Origin of the sequence: Rahnella sp. PAMC25559 (assembly GCF_050632365.1) — a bacterium.
In the GTDB taxonomy this organism is placed as follows: Bacteria; Pseudomonadota; Gammaproteobacteria; order Enterobacterales; family Enterobacteriaceae; genus Rahnella; species Rahnella rivi.
This window is the reverse complement of record NZ_CP192543.1, coordinates 1,603,006-1,621,732: the sequence shown is the minus strand read 5'-3', so window position 1 is coordinate 1,621,732 and position 18,727 is coordinate 1,603,006. Positions and strand designations below refer to the sequence as shown.

The following is an 18,727-nucleotide window of genomic DNA, read 5'->3' as shown; positions in this document are numbered from 1 at the left end:
GCATAGTACATTAAGGTTGGCGGGACAGTTTAGCACAAAGAGCGGAGATCCTACAATTCAGACTAGTCTGCCTGCTTACGCAGGAAGGCTGGGATGTCCAGATAGTCGGGCTCTTTATTAGATTGCGCGCTTTGATCGTTGACCACTTTGGCAGCTGGCTTCGTTTCCTGCGGCAACGGAGACATTCCGTGCTGCTGGTAGCGATGATCCATAACAGGCTGGCTGGCTGGCTTGTTGGTCACCAAGGTGATCTCAGGACGTTTGTCCATGCCGATACCTGTTGCCACTACTGTTACGCGCAGTTCGTCATTCATTTCCGGGTCAAGAGAAGTCCCGATAACCACGGTGGCGTTGTCAGAGGCGAAAGCACGGATGGTGTTACCCACTGTTTCGAATTCATCCAAACGCAAATCGAAGCCCGCAGTAATGTTGACCAGAACGCCGCGCGCGCCTGACAGGTCGATATCTTCCAGCAACGGGCTGGAGATCGCCATTTCAGCCGCTTCTTCAGCACGGTCTTCACCACATGCCACACCGGAGCCCATCATGGCATAACCCATTTCGGACATAACGGTGCGCACATCGGCGAAGTCGACGTTCATCAGACCCGGACGGGTGATCAACTCAGCAATACCCTGCACCGCGCCTTTCAGCACGTCGTTGGCCGCACCGAAGGCGTCCAACAGAGAAATACCGCGACCCAGAACTTTCAACAGCTTGTCGTTCGGGATGGTGATCAGGGAGTCCACGTGTTTGGACAGTTCAGCGATACCCTGCTCCGCGAATGCCATGCGTTTTTTGCCTTCAAAGTTGAATGGCTTAGTCACGACAGCAACGGTCAGAATACCTAAATCTTTTGCTACTTCAGCAACCACTGGCGCTGCACCGGTACCGGTACCGCCGCCCATGCCCGCTGCGATAAAGACCATGTCAGCGCCTTCGAGCGCAGCACGCAGGGCTTCACGATCTTCTTCAGCAGAATTGCGACCCACTTCCGGGTTCGCACCAGCACCCAGACCTTTGGTAATACCGCTACCGATCTGAATCGTCTGGCCTACTGCCGTTTTGCGCAACGCCTGAGCGTCGGTGTTAACGGCAAAGAATTCAACACCTTCGATGCGCTCACGCACCATGTGTTCGACAGCGTTACCGCCGCCACCGCCGACGCCGATGACTTTAATCACCGCATCGTTGGTCAGTTCCATAGGTTCAAACATAGTTTCTCTCCGTTTTGTGCCTGTCGCGTCGGGATCGAAATACTTAAAAGCATGATCCCGTTGTTAAAACATTAAAACTCTTTTCTCAGCCAGCTATTGATTCGTTTGAACCAGTTGCCCACTGAGGCGCGTTTTTCCACTTCTGCCTCACCGCTGAGGTGAGACTCCTTCCCGTAGTGCAGCAGCCCTACAGCAGTTGAGTAGTAAGGTTCCTGCGCATAATCTGTCAGCCCGGTGATGTTCAGAGGTTGCCCGATACGCACCTGGGTATGGAATACCCGCTGCGCACAAGCTGCCAGACCATCAATTTGTGCTGCGCCGCCTGTCAAAACTATACCTGCGGCCAGATGATGTTTTACGCCCTGCTGACGTAACTGCTCCTGCAATTGCAAAATTTCGTCGTTCACAAGATTCAGCAATTCTGTATAACGAGGCTCGATAACTTCAGCCAGTGTCTGACGTTGCAGACTGCGTGGCGGACGTCCGCCTACGCTCGGCACTTCGACATTTTCGTCTTTGCCGACAATCGCCCCTAATGCACAACCGTGGCGAACTTTGATCGCTTCGGCATCGGTAGGTGGTGTGCCGAACGCGTAAGCGATATCACTGGTGACCACATTCCCTGCATAAGGGATTACCTTAGTATGACGCAGTGCGCCACCGGTATAAACAGCGATATCCATGGTTCCGCCACCAATATCGACGACACAGACACCTAATTCGCGTTCATCTTCGGTCAGAACGGCATAACTGGAGGCCAGACCGGCAAAAATGAGCTGATCAACTTTCAGGCCGCACCGTTCAACCGCTTTGACAATGTTCTTCGCCATATCGTTATGGCAGGTGATCAGGTGGACTTTAGCCTGCATACGCACGCCAGATAATCCGACCGGATTTTTAATGCCTTCCTGATAATCGATGGCATATTCCTGAGGAATGACGTGCAATACCCGATGTTCATCACGTACGCGCACCGACTTAGCGGTATGCACAACGTTCTCTACATCTTCCTGCGTCACTTCCTCTTCTGAAATAGGAACCATCCCTATTTCATTCTGACAACTGATATGTTTACCAGACAAAGCAAGGTAAACAGAGGAAATCTGGCAATCAGCCATCAATTCGGCCTGATCGATGGCACGCTGCACGCATTTCACCACCGATTCCAGATCGTTAACGCCACCTTTATCCATGCCCCGGGATGGGCAACTGCCCACACCGATAATGTTGACCATGCCATCGGGCAGAACTTCTCCCACCAATGCGGCGACTTTTGCAGTACCGATTTCCAGCCCAACTACCAGTTTTCTGTCCGTCGACTTGATCATTGTTGTTTAGCCTGTGCCTGATTCTGTTGCTGATTACTGTTTTGCTGGTCAATAAACTCTGGCGCCCAACCCACTGATGCACCGCTGTCATAACGTAAATCGACATAAGTGATGCGCTTTTTGTCGGCGTCAGCCTGTTGCTGGAAACGCGGATAAAGTTGGATAAAACGCTGTAAACGCCCCATCCGGTCATCTCTCCCCAATTCCAGCCGGATATCATTATCCAGGGTTAACTGCCACGAGTGGCGTGCACTCATTGCCACGGCTTTCAACGTGAACTTGCCGGCGGCCAGCGCCTGACTCATCGTTTGATAGCCTTGCAAAACATCCTGTTCACTGCCTTCCGGACCGTAGAGCAACGGCATTTTTTGATTGACGACACGTTCAGCAGGTATGCTGAATGACTTGCCGTCAGCATCAACCATGTGCAAATCATTCCAGTGTGCGACCGGCACATATTCCACCAGGTGAATCTTCAGTTCATTCGGCCATTGCTTACGGACGCTGACCTGTTTAATCCACGGCAATCGCTCAATCTGCTGTTGGATGACATTCACATCCTGCGTCATAAACGTGCCCGGCGCCCCTAAGGACAAGATCGCCTGGCGAATATCGTCGTTAGTGGTGTAATGACGCTCGCCAGTCACCACCAGCTGAGACAGCGGCAGTCGGTTTGCGTCCTGCATCCAGACCACAACTGCCCACGCGCTCCACAAAATAGTGCCTGCAACCAGCAGCAGGAATACGATCCCTGCCAGTTGACCGCCGTTACTGCGACGGCCGCCATTATTGCTCTCGGCCGTCTCTCGCTCTCGGGTATTCAGGGCGGCTTGAGACATATCAGTCAGCCAGTTCCAGAATACGGAAAACTAATTGCGGGAAGCTCAGCCCGAATTGTTTCGCGGCCATCGGCACCAGGCTATGACTGGTCATGCCCGGTGAGGTATTCACTTCCAGCAGATTAAAACTGCCATCGCTGTCTTGCATCACATCAACACGCCCCCAGCCACTGCAATCGAGCGCCTGATAAGCCTGCAATGCCAGTGCAGACAATTGCTCTTCCTGTTCCTGGCTTAAACCGCTTGGACAAAAATACTGTGTTTCATCAGACAGATACTTCGCCTGATAGTCATAAAAGGTTCCGGCAGGCTGAATACGGATCGAAGGCATAATTTGCTCGCCCACGATAGCCACGGTGTATTCAGGACCACTCAGCCATTTTTCGATCAATACGTTATCGTCATGGCGGAAGCCTTCCTGCAAGGCAGGTAACAACTCATTTTCAGTCGTCACTTTGCTCATACCCACGCTGGAGCCTTCACGGCTGGGTTTGACGATCACCGGCAGGCCTAATTCAGCGATTTTTGCCGCTAACGCGCCCTGCCCTGCCGCTTCAATTTGTGAGCGATGCAGTGCCACGAACGGAGCAACCGGTAAACCGAGTGCCTGCCACACCAGTTTGGTGCGGAACTTATCCATGGTCAGTGCGGATGCCATCACGCCGCTGCCGGTATAAGGCAAATCAATTTGCTCCAGCAGCCCCTGCAATGTGCCGTCTTCACCCCCGCGACCGTGTAGCGCGATAAAGACTTTGCTGAAACCTTCTTCTTTGAGCAGTGCAACATTAAAGGTTTTGGTGTCGATGCCGTGGGCATCCACACCGGATTCACGTAAGCCAGCCAGCACCGCAGCGCCGGACTGCAATGACACATCGCGTTCTGCGGAAGTACCACCAAATAAAACTGCTACTTTCTCAGACATGATGTTCTTCACCTTTTTTCACTGGCTGCAATTTTTGGTCAGCCAATTTGCGGGCCACTCTGCCAATGGTGCCAGCGCCCTGAACCAGAACTAAATCGTCCCCTTCGAGGATCTGCGCCAGACTTTCAGGCACAGCGTCAATATCAGACACCAGAATAGGATCCAGCTTGCCACGCGCGCGAATGGTACGGCACAGCGAGCGGCTGTCAGCACCCGGGATCGGCGCTTCGCCAGCCGGGTAAACATCAAGCATAATCAGCACATCAACCTGAGACAGTACGTTGGCAAAATCATCGTACAAATCACGGGTACGCGTGTACCGGTGCGGCTGGAAAATCATGACCAGGCGTTTATTCGCCCAGCCCGCGCGTGCGGCTTTGACCGTCGCGTCCACTTCTGTCGGATGGTGACCGTAGTCATCAACCAGCATGGCGCTGCCGGATTTGCCGTTCACATTTTCCAGCGCGAATTCGCCGAGGAAATCGAAACGACGCCCGGTGCCCTGAAAACCTTCCAGCGCGCGCAGTATGGCGTCGTCGCTGATGCCTTCATCGGTTGCTACCGCAACCGCGGCGGCAGCGTTAAGTGCGTTGTGACGGCCCGGCGCATTCAGCGTCACCGTAATCTGCGGCAGATCATGACGGCGCAACGTAAAGTGCCCCTGCGCGCCTTCCTGACGATAACTTTCGATCATCACATCTGCATCTTCGCTGAAGCCGTAGGTAGTGATATGACGGCCAACACGGGGGATCAGCTCACGGATCACCGGATCATCGATACACATCACCGCACGGCCGTAGAACGGCAGGTTGTGCAGGAAATTCACAAAGGTCTGTTTCAGGTTTTCAAAATCACCCTGATACGTGTCCATGTGGTCTGCTTCGATATTGGTAACAATCGCCACCATCGGTTGCAGGTGCAGGAACGACGCATCGCTTTCGTCGGCTTCTGCAATCAGGAAGCGGCTTGAGCCTAAACGCGCATGCGTGCCTGCCGCTTTCACTAAACCACCGTTTACAAAGGTCGGATCCAGTCCGGCCTCGGCATAAATACTGGTCACCATCGCTGTCGTCGTGGTTTTACCGTGCGTACCTGCCACGGCGATACCGTGACGAAAACGCATCAGCTCGGCGAGCATTTCTGCACGACGGATCACCGGGATCCGCGCTTCGCGAGCGGCGACAATCTCCGGGTTATCGGATGAGATCGCCGTAGAAACCACCACTACGCTGGCATCGAGCACATTCTCCGGGCGGTGATTGAAATAAATCGTCGCACCCAGCGCAGTCAGTTGCTGCGTCACCGCATTCGGTGCCAGGTCAGAACCGCTGATCTGATAGCCTTCATTGGCCAACACTTCGGCGATACCACCCATGCCGGCACCACCGATGCCAACAAAGTGAATGTGCCGGACACGATGCATCTCGGGCACGAAGGTACGCAGTTTCGCCAATTGTTGTGTATTCACGTTTTTATTCACTATTTCAGGTTACTGATTAATCCGTTTCTTACGGCTGGGACCACGCAATGCATGGCCCGTTCAATTTCATTTTTTACTGGCGGCAACCACTTCGGCAGCCACGCGTTCTGTCGCGTCAGGGATGGCCGCTGCGCGTGCAGCGCGTGCCATTTCCATAAGATGGGTTCTGTCCCATCCGGCCATCAGATCGGCCACTGCGGCAGCACTAAAATCTTTCTGCTCGATAATCTTTGCTGCACCAGCTTTCTCCAGTGGCAGCGCATTCCAGTACTGCTGACGATCTTTATGCTGGAAGGGGATAAATATCGCCGGTAAACCCGCAGCAGCAATTTCGCTGACCGTTAAGGCACCGGAACGGCACACCACCACATCCGCCCATGCGTATGCTTCTGCCATGTCATCAATAAATTCAGTAACTTTATGCTGAGTCTGGCCGACTTTTTCATAAGCCTGGTTCACTGACTCCAGCGCACCTTTACCGACCTGATGCCACAGCGTAATTTTGTCACCCATCAGCGCCGCCAATTCCGGCATGCTCTGATTGAGCACTCGCGCGCCCTGACTTCCGCCAATCACTAAAACGCGAATCGGCCCTTCACGCCCGGCCAGTCGGGTTTGTGGCAACTCCAGCGCCAGTACGTCGGTACGCACCGGATTACCGACCACGTCTGCATGAGGAAATGCGCCGGGAAATGCCTGCAATACTTTTTTGGCAATGTGCGACAAACCTTTATTGGTCATGCCCGCAATACCGTTTTGTTCGTGTAGCACCACCGGGATCCCCAGCGACCAGGCGGCTAATCCGCCGGGACCAGAAACGTATCCGCCCATGCCAAGCACCACATCTGGCTGGAAACGTTTCATGATGACTTTTGCCTGGCGCCACGCATGATATATGCGAATTGGGGCTGTAAGTTGCGCTTTCAGACCTTTCCCACGTAATCCTGAGATTTTAATAAAATCAATCCCAATACCGTGTTTAGGAACCAGATCTGCTTCCATACGATCTTCGGTTCCCAGCCAGCGAACTTCCCAGCCTTGCTCCATCAGATGATGTGCCACAGCCAGCCCCGGGAAAACATGCCCACCGGTACCGCCTGCCATCACCATTAACCGCCGGGTATTGCCACTCATCGGGCACTCCTTACAAACGCCTGGGCTTTAGCCAGCCGCGTTTCAAAATCCACTCGCAGCAATAACACGATTGCCGTCGACATAATGATCAGGCTCGAACCACCGTAACTGATGAGCGGCAGGGTCAAACCTTTGGTCGGCAACATTCCCGCTGCGGCCCCAACGTTTACCAGCGCCTGGAAACTAAACCACACGCCGATTGAGCAGGCCAAAAAGCCGGAAAATCGCTGATCAAGCTCCAAAGCACGGCGTCCAATGGACATCGCGCGAAAAGCGACGAAGAATACCATCAACAGGGCTAAAACCACACCGAAATACCCCAGTTCTTCGCCTAAAATGGAGAAGATAAAATCGGTATGCGCTTCCGGTAAATACTCCAGTTTTTGCACCGAGTTACCGAGGCCTTGCCCCCAGAATTCACCACGGCCAAACGCCATCAGTGACTGGGTTAACTGGTAGCCACTGCCAAACGGATCGGCCCACGGATTCCAGAAGGATGTCACGCGGCGCATACGGTAAGGTTCGGCGATAATCAGCAGCACAACCGCAAAGGCTCCGGAGCCGATGATGGCCAAAAACTGCCACATTTTTGCCCCTGCCAGAAACAGCATCGCCAGCGTGGTGATAAACAGTACAACCACCGTACCGAGGTCAGGCTGAGCCAGCAGCAACACGGCCAGCACAACCATCACACCCATCGGCTTACAAAATCCCCAGAAATTGCTGCGCACCTCATCGACCTTGCGCACCAGATAGCTGGCGAGATAGCAGAACAGTGATAGCTTGGAAAACTCAGCAGGCTGAATACGCAGCGGACCAAAGGAGATCCAGCGCGATGCCCCGTTGACGGAACTCCCCACCACTAACACCACCAGCAGCATGACCACTGAGAGCAAAAGCAGCACGTTGCTGTATTTCTGCCAGACCGCCATGGGTACGCGCAGCGTGACCAGTGACATCCCAAATGCCAGTGCGAGGTAAATCGCATCACGTTTGGCAAACAGGAACGGGTCATCGGCCAGACGCTGTCCAATGGGCATCGATGCCGAGGTCACCATCACGAAACCGACAATCGCCAGACCAAAGGTCAGCCACAGCAGAGTCCGGTCATACAGCACCAGCGTCACGGCGTCATTTTCTTTGGCGCCCATCACCCAGTCGTTAAACTTTCTAACGAGACCCAGCCCTGGCATACGGATCCGCATCAGCCAAGCTCCTTCGCCAGCGCGGTGAAGACATCACCCCGTTGTTCAAAACTGCGGAACTGATCGAGGCTCGCACAGGCCGGAGAAAGCAGCACCATATCCCCGGAAACCACACGCGTTCTGATGTCACGCATCGCCAGCTCCAGGGTGTCAAACAATGAAGAGACATCAGGCCGTAAATCAGCCAGCTCTGCACCGTCACGGCCAAAGCAGTAAACGCGCAGATTGTCGCCCTGCAAATAACGGGTCAAAGGTGAGAAATCAGCCGATTTGCCATCACCGCCTAACAGCAGGTGCAACGTCCCCTCAACCTGCAGGCCATTCAGCGCCGCTTCGGTGCTGCCGACGTTGGTCGCTTTAGAATCATTTATCCAGCGCACGCCGTTATGTTGCCAGGCAATCTGGAAACGGTGAGCCAGACCGGTAAACGTGGTCAGTGCTTTCAGGCTGGAGGCATGTGGCACGCCGACAGCATCTGCCAGCGCCAGCGCAGCCAGCGCATTAGTATAATTGTGACGGCCAGTCAGCGGCATCTCATGGGTATTAAGAACTTTCTCGCCACGCACACGCAGCCAGATGTCATCCTGCTGACGGGTCAGGTGGTAATCACCGACATCCACACCAAAGCTCACGCAACGTTTATCTGCGCCCCGCACCGGCATGGTCAGCGCATCGTCCGCATTGACGACGCACAGCGCGGCGTTTTCATAGACTTTCAGTTTTGCAGCCCGATACTGCTGCAAGCCAAACGGATAACGATCCATATGATCTTCGGACACATTCAGGATCGTGGCCGCAGCAGCATGTAAACTTTCCGTGGTTTCCAGCTGGAAGCTCGACAGCTCAAGCACGAACAGATCGTATTCGTGATCCAGCATGGTCAGCGCTGGCAAGCCGATATTGCCCCCCACGCCGACGCGCCATCCGGCGGCTTTCGCCATTTCACCCACCATCATGGTCACTGTGCTTTTACCGTTTGAACCGGTGATCGCCACAATCGGCGTATCGGTTTCCCGGCAGAACAGTTCGATATCACCAACGATTTCCACACCGGCTTCTGCGGCGGCGCTCAGTGCTGGCGTCGCCAGGGCAATGCCCGGGCTTGCGACGATCAAATCAGCGTCCAGTAGCCACTCTTCATTGAGCGAACCGAGATGGCGCTCAATGTTATCCGCAAGTTTGTCCAGTCCTGACGGGCTGACGCGGGTATCAATAACACGCGGCGTAACTCCACGTGCCACAAAGAAATCAACACAGGAGAGGCCGGTCAGCCCCAGCCCGATAATGACAACTTTTTTACCCTGATAGTCAGCCATAATTACCGCACCTTCAGCGTAGCGAGGCCGATCAACACCAGCATCAGCGAAATAATCCAGAAGCGCACGATGACACGCGGTTCCGGCCAGCCTTTAAGTTCGTAGTGATGATGAATAGGCGCCATACGGAAAATACGCTGCCCACGTAACTTAAAGGACCCGACTTGCAGGATAACCGACAGTGTTTCGACGACGAACACACCGCCCATAATCACCAGTAAGAATTCCTGGCGTAGCAGAACGGCGATGGTACCCAGCGCGCCGCCCAGAGCCAGAGAGCCGACATCGCCCATGAACACTTGTGCCGGATAGGTGTTAAACCACAGGAATCCAAGTCCGGCACCGACAATGGCGGTACACACGATCACCAGTTCCCCCGCATGACGCAGATAGGGAATATGCAGGTAACTGGCAAAATTCATGTTACCCGTGGCCCATGCGACCAGCGCAAAACCTGCTGCGACAAATACCGTAGGCATAATCGCCAGACCGTCCAGACCGTCCGTCAGGTTTACCGCGTTACTGGTGCCCACGATCACGAAATAGCTCAGCAGGATGTACAGCAGACCAAGCTGTGGCATGACGTCTTTAAAGAAAGGTACAACCAATTCAGTCGCGGGCGTGTCTTTGCCGATGGCGTACATGGTAAATGCCGCGGCCAGCGCGATGACGGACTGCCAGAAGTATTTCCAGCGGGCTATCAGCCCTTTGGTGTCTTTACGCACGACTTTCCGGTAATCATCGATGAAACCGACAACGCCGTAGCCAATAAGAACAAACAGCACGCACCAGACATACGGGTTCGACGGATATGCCCACATCAGCACTGAAATAGTGATAGAGGCCAAAATCATCAGGCCGCCCATCGTTGGCGTACCGCGTTTGCTGAAATGTGATTCCGGGCCGTCGTTGCGAACAACCTGACCAAATGACATTTTTTGCAGACGGGCGATCATCCGTGGACCAATCCACAATGACAGGAAAAGTGCAGTCAGCAGGCTGACAATGGCGCGAAACGTCAGATAGGAAAAGACGTTGAAGCCGGAATAATATTTGACCAAGTGTTCGGCCAGCCAAACTAACATGTTGCATTCTCCTGTAACGCGCGTACTACCTGCTCCATTGCGGCACTACGTGAACCTTTAATCAAAACGGTAATTACCGCATGTTCAGACAGTAAGCTCGTTAAACGGGCCGTCAGGGCTGCCTTATCCTCTACATGCTCACCACAGCCACTGAGATCACTGATGATGCGGCTGTCATGGCCAATACTGAATACTTTGTCGATACCTGCGTCGCGGATGGCTTCGCCAACCTGACGGTGGCAACTTTCGCTTTCCGCACCCAGCTCTGCCATATCGCCCACTGCCATCACGCGGTAGCCAGGCATCTCGGCCAAAACCTGCGCGGCAGCGGTCATGGAACCGACGTTGGCGTTGTAGCTGTCATCAAGAAGAGTTTTACCTTCGCTCAGCACAATCGGGAACAAGCGCCCTTTCACTGATTGCAGCGTCGCAAGCCCTGCGCGCACGTTATCCAGCGAGGCACCAACTGAGAGTGCCAGCGCCGCCGCGGCCAGCGCGTTAGCGATATTGTGACGACCAGGAACAGGCAGCGAGACATCAATGCTGCCCTGAGGGGAATGTAAGGTGAATGCGGTATTCAGCGGGCTGAGTCTGACATCCGAGGCGCTGAAGTCGATGTCAGCAGGCTGGGTCGCAGAGAAACGCCAGACCTTTTTACCGGTAAGCTTGTGCTGCCAGTTTGCCCAGTCATTATTATCTGCGTTGATCACAGCGATGCCGTCGTCCGGCAACCCTTCGAAAATCTCGCCTTTCGCCTGGGCAACCCCGGCCAGTGAACCGAAACCTTCCAGATGTGCGGCTGAGAGGTTGTTTATCAGCGCCGTTTCAGGACGCGCCAGCGCAGTGGTGTAGGCGATTTCACCCGCATGGTTTGCGCCCATTTCGATAACAGCAAAATCGTGTTCTGCGGTCAGACGTAATAAGGTCAGCGGCACGCCGATGTCATTATTGAAGTTGCCTGCGGTATACAGCACATTGCCGCACTCACGCAAAATCGCGGCGGTCATCTCTTTCACCGAGGTTTTGCCGGAAGAGCCCGTAAGGCCAACCACGCGTGCAGGGACCTGCTGACGCACCCAGCCGCCGAGTTGTCCCAGCGCGATGCGGGTGTCAGCCACCACTAACTGCGGGACGTCCACCGGTAAGCGCTTACTTACCAGCAACGCCCCTGAACCGGCCTTTACAGCCTCTGCAGCAAAGTCATGAGCATCATACTTCTCGCCTTTCAGGGCAATGAACAAACCGCCCGGCGTGACCTGACGGGTATCGGTTGTGACGCTGTCAATTTGGGTATCGTTGCCGATAAGTTCAGCATTGAGTGCCGCCGCCAACGTTTGCAGGGAAACGCGGATCATGCGATCACCCCCAGTAAACGGGCAACGGTGATACGATCGGAGTAATCAAGACGCTGATTACCAACAAGCTGATAATCCTCATGACCTTTACCCGCAATCAGCACAACGTCATTTTCCGTTGCCTGCATAATCGCGCTGGTCACCGCTTCTGCGCGGCCATGAATTTCCTGAGCACGCCCGCCATCGAGCAGCCCGGCAAGGATGTCTGCGACAATAGCGCGAGGCTCTTCGCTGCGCGGGTTATCGTCAGTCACGATTACGCGGTCAGCGTATTGTTCTGCAATGCCGCCCATCAGAGGACGCTTGCCTTTATCACGGTCACCGCCGCAGCCAAACACACACCACAGCGTGCCACGGCAATGCAAGCGGGCTGCCGCCAGCGCTTTTTCCAGCGCGTCCGGCGTGTGGGCATAATCCACGACTGCTGTCGGTTTGCCCGGCGCATTGAAGACTTCCATGCGGCCGCACACCGGTTGTAATTGCGAGCTCACTGCCAGCAGTTGTGCCAGCGGGTAATCCTGAGACAGCAGAGTCGCCAGGGCCACCAGCAGATTGCTGACGTTGAAAGCGCCCATCAGACGGCTTTCCAGCAGCCCTTCGCCCCAGCTTGAATCGATGTTTACGGTGGCGCCGTTGTCGTGATAATTCACGCTGCGCGCTGCCAGCCAGCGGCCTTTCCAGCCTGCCGGAATTTTATCTTCCATGGTGACGGTAATAGCGTCCGGGGTTTTAGCCAGCCAGCGCAACCCGACGTCATCGTCAGCATTAATAATTTTTTGGCCGACCTGATGCGAAGCGAAGAGCTGCCATTTGGCATCTTCGTAACTTTGCATGTCACCGTGGTAATCAAGATGATCGCGGCTCAGGTTGGTAAATGCGGCTGCCGCAAACGGCAGTGCGGCGACACGATGCTGAACCAGTCCGTGGGAAGAGACTTCCATTGCGGCAAAGGTTGCACCCTGTTTCACCAGGTCAGCCAGAATGTGCTGAACCTGCACGGCAGAGCCGGTGGTATTTTCTGCCGGAACCACTTTGTCCAGCAAACCATTTCCGACGGTGCCCATGACGGCACTGGTTTCGCCCAGCAACTGGCTCCACTGCGCCAGCAACTGCGTGGTCGTGGTTTTGCCGTTGGTGCCGGTCACGCCAATCAGGCGCAAAGCATTGCCTGGTTGATGATAAAAACGCCCGGCCAGTTCAGAGAGCAGGACATTCAGATTCTCGAGATAAATTACCGGTACACCATGCATCTGGCAGACCGTTCCGTGCTCTTGCTCACCCTTTGCTTCGGCCACGACGGCAGCGACGCCCTGGGCAATTGCCTGGGGAATAAAACGACGCCCATCACTGGTATGGCCTGAAATCGCGACAAACAGATCTCCGGCAGCCGCCACGCGGCTGTCTAAAATCATCTCTTTTAGCGCTACTGCCGGGGCATCACTCACCCAGGGCGCTAATAGGTCGCGCAAATTACGATCTGCCACCTGAAGCCTCTTTTTGATTATTCACTATGTCTGCATTTTCATCGGCAGTCAGCGCATCCGGTTCAACGTTCATGGTGCGCAATACGCCGCCCATGATGGCGCCAAACACCGGTGCGGAAACGGCCCCACCGTAATACTTCCCTGCCTGCGGATCGTTGATAACAACCACCAGTGCAAATCTTGGATTGCTTGCCGGTGCAACGCCTGCGGTGTAGGCAATGTATTTGTTCACGTATTTCCCATCGGGACCGACTTTCTTCGCGGTACCGGTTTTAATAGCAATGCGGTAACCCTTGATCGCGGCCTTCACGCCACCGCCGCCAGGCAGCGCGACGCTTTCCATCATGTGAACGACGCTGCGCACAACAGGCTCAGGGAAGATGCGTTCACCGGATACCGGGGGATCAACCCGGGTTATCGACAGCGGACGATAAATGCCCATGCTGCCAATCGTTGCGTAGACTCGCGCCAGCTGGAGAGGTGTCACCATTAGCCCGTAGCCGAAAGAGAAGGTGGCCCTCTCTATGTCAGACCACCGTTGTTTTTTAGGGTATAAGCCACTGCTTTCTCCAACCAGCCCCAAATTGGTCGGTTTTCCCAATCCGAATCGCGAGTAAGTGTCTACCAGCTCTGCGGACGGCATCGATAACGCCAGTCGTGAAACACCGACGTTACTCGACTTCTGCAAGATACCCGTGACGGAAAGCTCCGCGTAACGGGCCACATCTTTAATCTCATGACCATTAATCCGGTACGGCAAGGTGTTCAGCACGCTGTTCTCACGCACGACACCATTTTTCAACGCCGTCATCACCACCATAGGTTTTACCGTGGAACCTGGCTCGAAGATGTCGGTGATCGCCCGGTTACGCATCACGTCTTTCGGCGTATTCGGCATGTTGTTTGGGTTGTAGGACGGGCTGTTCGCCATCGCCAGCACTTCGCCGGTTTGCACATCCACCAGCACGGCAGTGCCTGATTCGGCTTTGTTGAAGGCTACCGCGTTGTTCAGCTCGCGATAAACCAGCGCCTGAAGACGTTCATCGATGCTGAGCGCCAGATTGTGCGCTGCCTGGCTATCCACTGAGGAGATGTCTTCGATAACGCGACCGAAACGGTCTTTACGGATGGTGCGCTCGCCCGGTTTTCCCGTCAGCCAGCGGTCAAAACTTTTCTCAACACCCTCGATACCTTCACCATCAATGTTAGTGACACCAATGACGTGCGAGGTGACCTGACCTGCCGGATAGTAACGACGTGACTCCTGGCGCAGGGAAATCCCCGGAAGTTTGAGTTTGTGAATATATTCGCCGACAGAAGGGTTTATCTGGCGGGCGAGATAGACGAAACGGCCTTTAGGGTTGGCATTGATACGGGCAGAAAGTTGGTCGAGCGGCATATTCAGCGCATCAGCCAGCGCTTTCCATTTGGTATCAACCGTGATGCCGCCCCGGTCGATGATTTCTTTCGGATCAGCCCAGACAGCATTGACCGGCACGCTGACCGCGAGAGGGCGGCCTGAGCGATCGGTAATCATCCCACGGGAGGTCGGAATGGTTTGAACGCGCAGGGAGCGTAAGTCCCCTTCTTTGACCAGCTTGTCCGGATTAATCACCTGCAGATAAGCTACCCGCAACATCAGCCCCAGTAATGCCAGCAAAATACAGGCGCACAACAACGCAAAACGCCAGCTTATAAAGCTGGCTTGATCTTCTGGACGCTTTAACTTCGCGGTGCGTGTTGCTTTCATTAGCTGCCTGTATTCTCCGTGCGCATTTTAAGGCTGAACCACAATAGTTTCTTGAGATGGATCAACGTGCTGCATCTGCAATTTCTCCGTTGCGATGCGTTCTACCCGGCTGTGATCGCCGAGGGCATTCTCTTCAAGGATCAGGTTGCGCCACTCAATGTCCAGCGCATCCCTTTCCAGCACTAACTGTTCCCGCTGTGCCGTCAGTAAACGCGTACGGTGAGCGGTGGTGACCACGAAAATTGCGCTGACTAAAACAGCGATCAGCAAAATCATCGGGATCTTGCCATTGCGCAAAATGTCGCTGGCAATGACCCCCACTAAACCGTGGCGTTCGTTGCCGATCACGATGCCGTTCTCTCAGCAAAACGCAGTACAGAACTGCGGGCCCGCGGGTTTTCTGACACTTCCGCATCTGACGGCATCATTTTTCCCACTGACTTTAATGAACGCCCGCCAAGCTCGGCGATCTGCGCTTCCGTCATTGGAATACCGGCCGGTACCTGTGCACCGCGACTGTGCTGACGAATAAAGCGCTTCACGATGCGGTCTTCCAGTGAGTGGAAGCTGATTACGGACAGCCGTCCGGCCGGGGCAAGAATCTCCAGCGCGCCATCAAGCGCACGTTCGATTTCTTCCAGTTCACTGTTGATGTAGATACGAATCGCCTGGAAGCTGCGCGTCGCGGGATGCTTGTGCTTCTCGCGAAACGGCGAGGCATTCGCAATTAAATCAGCCAGCTCTTTGGTCCGCGTCATCGGCAATTCACGGTTACGCTCGACAATCGCGCGCGCGATGCGTTTCGCAAAACGCTCTTCACCAAACGTTTTCAGAACCCAAATAATGTCTTCTTCTTCCGCTTTCATCAGCCATTCAGCCGCTGAATAACCTCGTGTAGGATCCATGCGCATATCCAGAGGTCCGTCGCGCATAAAGGAGAATCCGCGCTCAGCATCGTCCAGTTGCGGAGAAGAAACGCCTAAATCCAACAGCACGCCGTCGATCTTACCTTCCAGACCCCGATCGCGGACGTAATCAGCGAGATCGGAAAAAGGTCCGTGGATAATAGAGAAACGGGCATCATCAATAGACTCTGCGGCTTTGATCGCTTGCGGATCGCGGTCAATCGCCAGCAGACGGCCTTCCGGCCCAAGCTGTGACAAAATCAGACGTGAGTGGCCACCGCGACCAAAAGTTCCGTCTATGTAAATGCCGTCCTGGCGGATGTTCAGGCCGTTAACGGCTTCATCCAGCAAAACGGAAGTGTGTTTGTAGTTTTCAACCATGCTTATAATGACAAGTCCTGTAATCGATCAGAAAGGGGTTCCTGAGACGATTGTTCAGCGTCTATGTCTTCCTTAACTTGTTGATACCAGGTCTGTTCATCCCACAGTTCAAACTTGTTGAACTGCCCAACCAGCATCACTTCTTTTGCGAGCCCGGCGTGCTGACGCAGTGTGTTCGCAATCAACAGACGCCCGGCGTTATCCATCTGACATTCACTGGCATGTCCCAGAAGCAGGCGCTGAATACGGCGCTCCACAGGGTTCATACTCGACAGACGGGACAATTTTCGTTCGATAATTTCCCATTCGGGAAGGGTGTAAAGGAGGAGGCAGGGGTGATGGAGATCTATGGTGCAAACCATTTGACCTTGCGATTCCTCGCTCAGCAAATCCCGGTATCGGGTGGGTACGGCAAGTCGCCCTTTGCTGTCGAGATTAACCATCGTCGCGCCACGAAACATGGCGCTCTACTCCCCTTTGACCTTATTCACCACTTTCCTCCACAAATTCCCACTTAAAGGAGTTTACGGATGGTTTTAAAACCTTGTCAAGCCAGAGCGGAGGCGGTTTGGTAATATTTACGCAGGGACAGGAAAGCCCGCCCCAGGTAAGCGAGGTGATTTAGAGGTGAAATAGAAAATAACGTCATGATTAGTTGAAGAAATTTCGGAGGGTTAATAATTTCGTTTAAAAAAAAACCAAAATGAACATTATTTAACTATTTATATTCTTCTGCTCTATGACTCAGTTTTCCGGGTCTTTATGCCTTAAGAAAAATCATTTCCGATTTTTTTTCGGCTATCACTGCTAAATCATCATCATTAAGAATGCCAGCCCGCGTGGCACAAGCCTTTCAGCGCATTTAAAAACCACGAGTCGCGGTCCGCACGCATACTCAGAGAAATTAAGCCGGGAATTCTACAGCACTTTTGCAGACTGCATTAACGTATTTTGAAATTGATTGACGGGTTTATATCAGCGAAAAAAATGAGAACACATTTGTTAATAATTCAGCGCTCTGGGAATGCTCTTAAAATACCCGCTTATCCCGCAAGGGATTGTTTTTAGCGAAGGGAATACGTGTCCTGGTGGAATTTGAGAAAGGAAAAGAGCGGATGAAGGAAAATCGCGGGCACCCTACAGAATGCCCGTCAGAGATTTACTTGCGGCTTAAACGGCCACGACGGAAAAGATTGCGACGAATACGGGTCAGGCCTGCTTTAGGTTTTTTGGGCTCATCGAGGCAAGCCAAAACCAGCTCCAGCACGCGCTCGGCCACATCGCGATGGCGCTGCGCGACAGCCAGCACCGGGCATTCAAGGAAGTCGAGGAGTTCATTGTCGCCAAAGGTCGCAATCACCAGATCGACAGGCAAACGCCCTTCCATCTTCAGCGTGACATCCATGACGCCCTGCAAAAGCTGAAACGAGGTAGTGAATAACGCCTGCGGCATCGGGTGGGTTTTCAGCCATTCGGCGAACACAACCGCCGCCGATTCGCGGTCGTAGGCGTTGGCATAAAGATATTCCGGCTGACGTGCATCATCCGCCCAGGCCTGACGGAACCCCTGCTCGCGCAGGAAGCTCACCGACAATTCCGGCAGCGCGCCCAGATACAATACCGATTCAGCAGGGAACGTTCGCAGCTCCTGCGCCAGCATCAGGGCATCTTCCTGATCGGCGCCCACGACGCTGATGAAATGTTCCGGATCAAGCGCGCGATCCAGCGCAATGATCGGGAAATCCCCGTTGGCCCAGCGTTGATAGAAAGGGTGTTCCGGCGGTAAAGAGGTGGAAATGATGATCGCATCAACCTGTCGTTGCAGCAGATGTTCGATGCAGCGCATTTCGTTATCCGGCTGATCTTCAGAGCAGGCAATCAGCAACTGATACCCACGCTGTCGCGCCTGACGCTCAAGAAAGTTGGCGATTTTGGTGTAGCTGGTATTTTCCAGATCGGGGATCACCAGGCCAATAGATCGGGTTCGGCCAGCGCGCAGCCCCGCCGCCACCGCGTTCGGGTGATAGTTATGTTCCTTCACAACAGCCATGACTTTTTCGACTGTTTTATCGCTGACACGATACTGTTTCGCTTTGCCATTAATCACATAACTGGCCGTGGTACGCGAAACGCCCGCTAACCTCGCGATCTCATCCAGCTTCACTGAGATAACCCCTTAAGAAAGATAATGCTTTATCTAACCCCAGAAGACCCTGCCGGGCAAGGTGTTTTACCGAATCGCTTCACCTGAGACACAAAAAAGAAAGCCCAACTAAAAAGTTGGGCTTTCATCAGGCAGAGAATATTTACATCTTGCTGATTTTTT

General features: G+C 54.0%; 16 protein-coding genes. All 16 read right to left on the bottom strand.

Translation table 11 applies throughout. From position 1 onward, the window contains the following. Positions 1-62: 62 nt before the first annotated feature. The 16 genes from ftsZ to cra all read right to left on the bottom strand — a co-directional run bounded on the left by ftsZ (position 63) and on the right by cra (position 18,565). A complete protein-coding gene (gene ftsZ / locus ACQZQY_RS08745; RefSeq protein WP_013577005.1) occupies positions 63-1,217 on the bottom strand; it encodes a cell division protein FtsZ in 1,155 nt (384 codons plus the stop codon). Positions 1,218-1,288: 71 nt separating this feature from the next. Beyond that, on the bottom strand, positions 1,289-2,545 hold the full coding sequence (gene ftsA / locus ACQZQY_RS08740; protein WP_056776972.1) for a cell division protein FtsA: 1,257 nt from the start codon (positions 2,543-2,545) through the stop codon (positions 1,289-1,291). Continuing rightward, positions 2,542-3,384, bottom strand: a complete 843-nt coding sequence (gene ftsQ / locus ACQZQY_RS08735; RefSeq protein WP_056776967.1) for a cell division protein FtsQ — start codon at positions 3,382-3,384, stop codon at positions 2,542-2,544. Before ftsQ ends, ftsA begins: the two co-directional genes overlap by 4 nt. A 1-nt stretch (position 3,385) precedes the next feature. Further along, positions 3,386-4,306, bottom strand: coding sequence for a D-alanine--D-alanine ligase (locus ACQZQY_RS08730; RefSeq protein WP_421670556.1), 921 nt, complete (start codon positions 4,304-4,306; stop codon positions 3,386-3,388). Then, positions 4,299-5,774, bottom strand: coding sequence for a UDP-N-acetylmuramate--L-alanine ligase (gene murC, locus ACQZQY_RS08725; RefSeq protein ID WP_056777225.1), 1,476 nt, complete (start codon positions 5,772-5,774; stop codon positions 4,299-4,301). The genes ACQZQY_RS08730 and murC overlap by 8 nt, the downstream gene beginning before the upstream one ends. A 78-nt stretch (positions 5,775-5,852) precedes the next feature. Beyond that, positions 5,853-6,920, bottom strand: a complete 1,068-nt coding sequence (murG, locus tag ACQZQY_RS08720) for an undecaprenyldiphospho-muramoylpentapeptide beta-N-acetylglucosaminyltransferase (RefSeq protein WP_431296948.1) — start codon at positions 6,918-6,920, stop codon at positions 5,853-5,855. Continuing rightward, complete coding sequence (ftsW, locus tag ACQZQY_RS08715) at positions 6,917-8,119, bottom strand: cell division protein FtsW (protein ID WP_122094590.1); 1,203 nt, start codon at positions 8,117-8,119, stop codon at positions 6,917-6,919. The genes murG and ftsW overlap by 4 nt, the downstream gene beginning before the upstream one ends. Positions 8,120-8,124: 5 nt before the next feature. Beyond that, on the bottom strand, positions 8,125-9,441 hold the full coding sequence (gene murD / locus ACQZQY_RS08710; protein WP_431296947.1) for a UDP-N-acetylmuramoyl-L-alanine--D-glutamate ligase: 1,317 nt from the start codon (positions 9,439-9,441) through the stop codon (positions 8,125-8,127). A 2-nt stretch (positions 9,442-9,443) separates the two neighbouring features. Beyond that, positions 9,444-10,526, bottom strand: a complete 1,083-nt coding sequence (mraY, locus tag ACQZQY_RS08705; protein WP_056776950.1) for a phospho-N-acetylmuramoyl-pentapeptide-transferase — start codon at positions 10,524-10,526, stop codon at positions 9,444-9,446. Further along, a complete protein-coding gene (murF, locus tag ACQZQY_RS08700; protein ID WP_431296946.1) occupies positions 10,520-11,881 on the bottom strand; it encodes a UDP-N-acetylmuramoyl-tripeptide--D-alanyl-D-alanine ligase in 1,362 nt (453 codons plus the stop codon). The genes mraY and murF overlap by 7 nt, the downstream gene beginning before the upstream one ends. Next, complete coding sequence (murE, locus tag ACQZQY_RS08695) at positions 11,878-13,365, bottom strand: UDP-N-acetylmuramoyl-L-alanyl-D-glutamate--2,6-diaminopimelate ligase (RefSeq protein WP_431296945.1); 1,488 nt, start codon at positions 13,363-13,365, stop codon at positions 11,878-11,880. Before murE ends, murF begins: the two co-directional genes overlap by 4 nt. After that, positions 13,352-15,115 carry a peptidoglycan glycosyltransferase FtsI gene (locus ACQZQY_RS08690; protein ID WP_431296944.1) on the bottom strand — a complete coding sequence of 588 codons (1,764 nt, stop codon included), beginning with the start codon at positions 15,113-15,115 and terminating at the stop codon, positions 13,352-13,354. The genes murE and ACQZQY_RS08690 overlap by 14 nt, the downstream gene beginning before the upstream one ends. A 27-nt stretch (positions 15,116-15,142) precedes the next feature. Then, positions 15,143-15,463 carry a cell division protein FtsL gene (gene ftsL / locus ACQZQY_RS08685; protein WP_056776937.1) on the bottom strand — a complete coding sequence of 107 codons (321 nt, stop codon included), beginning with the start codon at positions 15,461-15,463 and terminating at the stop codon, positions 15,143-15,145. Then, positions 15,460-16,401: a 16S rRNA (cytosine(1402)-N(4))-methyltransferase RsmH gene (gene rsmH / locus ACQZQY_RS08680; RefSeq protein ID WP_056776935.1), complete on the bottom strand. Its 942-nt coding sequence runs from the start codon at positions 16,399-16,401 to the stop codon at positions 15,460-15,462. Before rsmH ends, ftsL begins: the two co-directional genes overlap by 4 nt. A gap of 2 nt (positions 16,402-16,403) precedes the next feature. Next, complete coding sequence (gene mraZ, locus ACQZQY_RS08675; RefSeq protein ID WP_056776931.1) at positions 16,404-16,862, bottom strand: division/cell wall cluster transcriptional repressor MraZ; 459 nt, start codon at positions 16,860-16,862, stop codon at positions 16,404-16,406. A gap of 698 nt (positions 16,863-17,560) precedes the next feature. Then, the gene (gene cra, locus ACQZQY_RS08670) at positions 17,561-18,565 is read right to left on the bottom strand and encodes a catabolite repressor/activator (RefSeq protein ID WP_056776928.1); all 1,005 of its coding nucleotides are present in this window, start codon (positions 18,563-18,565) and stop codon (positions 17,561-17,563) included. Between the last annotated feature and the right edge of the window lie 162 nt (positions 18,566-18,727).

Coding starts and splice junctions, on each gene's coding strand:
- ftsZ (WP_013577005.1), bottom strand. CDS start 1,217: ATGTTTGAACCTATGGAACTGACCAACGATGCGGTGATTAAAGTCATC.
- ftsA (WP_056776972.1), bottom strand. CDS start 2,545: ATGATCAAGTCGACGGACAGAAAACTGGTAGTTGGGCTGGAAATCGGT.
- ftsQ (WP_056776967.1), bottom strand. CDS start 3,384: ATGTCTCAAGCCGCCCTGAATACCCGAGAGCGAGAGACGGCCGAGAGC.
- ACQZQY_RS08730 (WP_421670556.1), bottom strand. CDS start 4,306: ATGTCTGAGAAAGTAGCAGTTTTATTTGGTGGTACTTCCGCAGAACGC.
- murG (WP_431296948.1), bottom strand. CDS start 6,920: ATGAGTGGCAATACCCGGCGGTTAATGGTGATGGCAGGCGGTACCGGT.
- murD (WP_431296947.1), bottom strand. CDS start 9,441: ATGGCTGACTATCAGGGTAAAAAAGTTGTCATTATCGGGCTGGGGCTG.
- mraY (WP_056776950.1), bottom strand. CDS start 10,526: ATGTTAGTTTGGCTGGCCGAACACTTGGTCAAATATTATTCCGGCTTC.
- murF (WP_431296946.1), bottom strand. CDS start 11,881: ATGATCCGCGTTTCCCTGCAAACGTTGGCGGCGGCACTCAATGCTGAA.
- ACQZQY_RS08690 (WP_431296944.1), bottom strand. CDS start 15,115: ATGAAAGCAACACGCACCGCGAAGTTAAAGCGTCCAGAAGATCAAGCC.
- rsmH (WP_056776935.1), bottom strand. CDS start 16,401: ATGGTTGAAAACTACAAACACACTTCCGTTTTGCTGGATGAAGCCGTT.
- mraZ (WP_056776931.1), bottom strand. CDS start 16,862: ATGTTTCGTGGCGCGACGATGGTTAATCTCGACAGCAAAGGGCGACTT.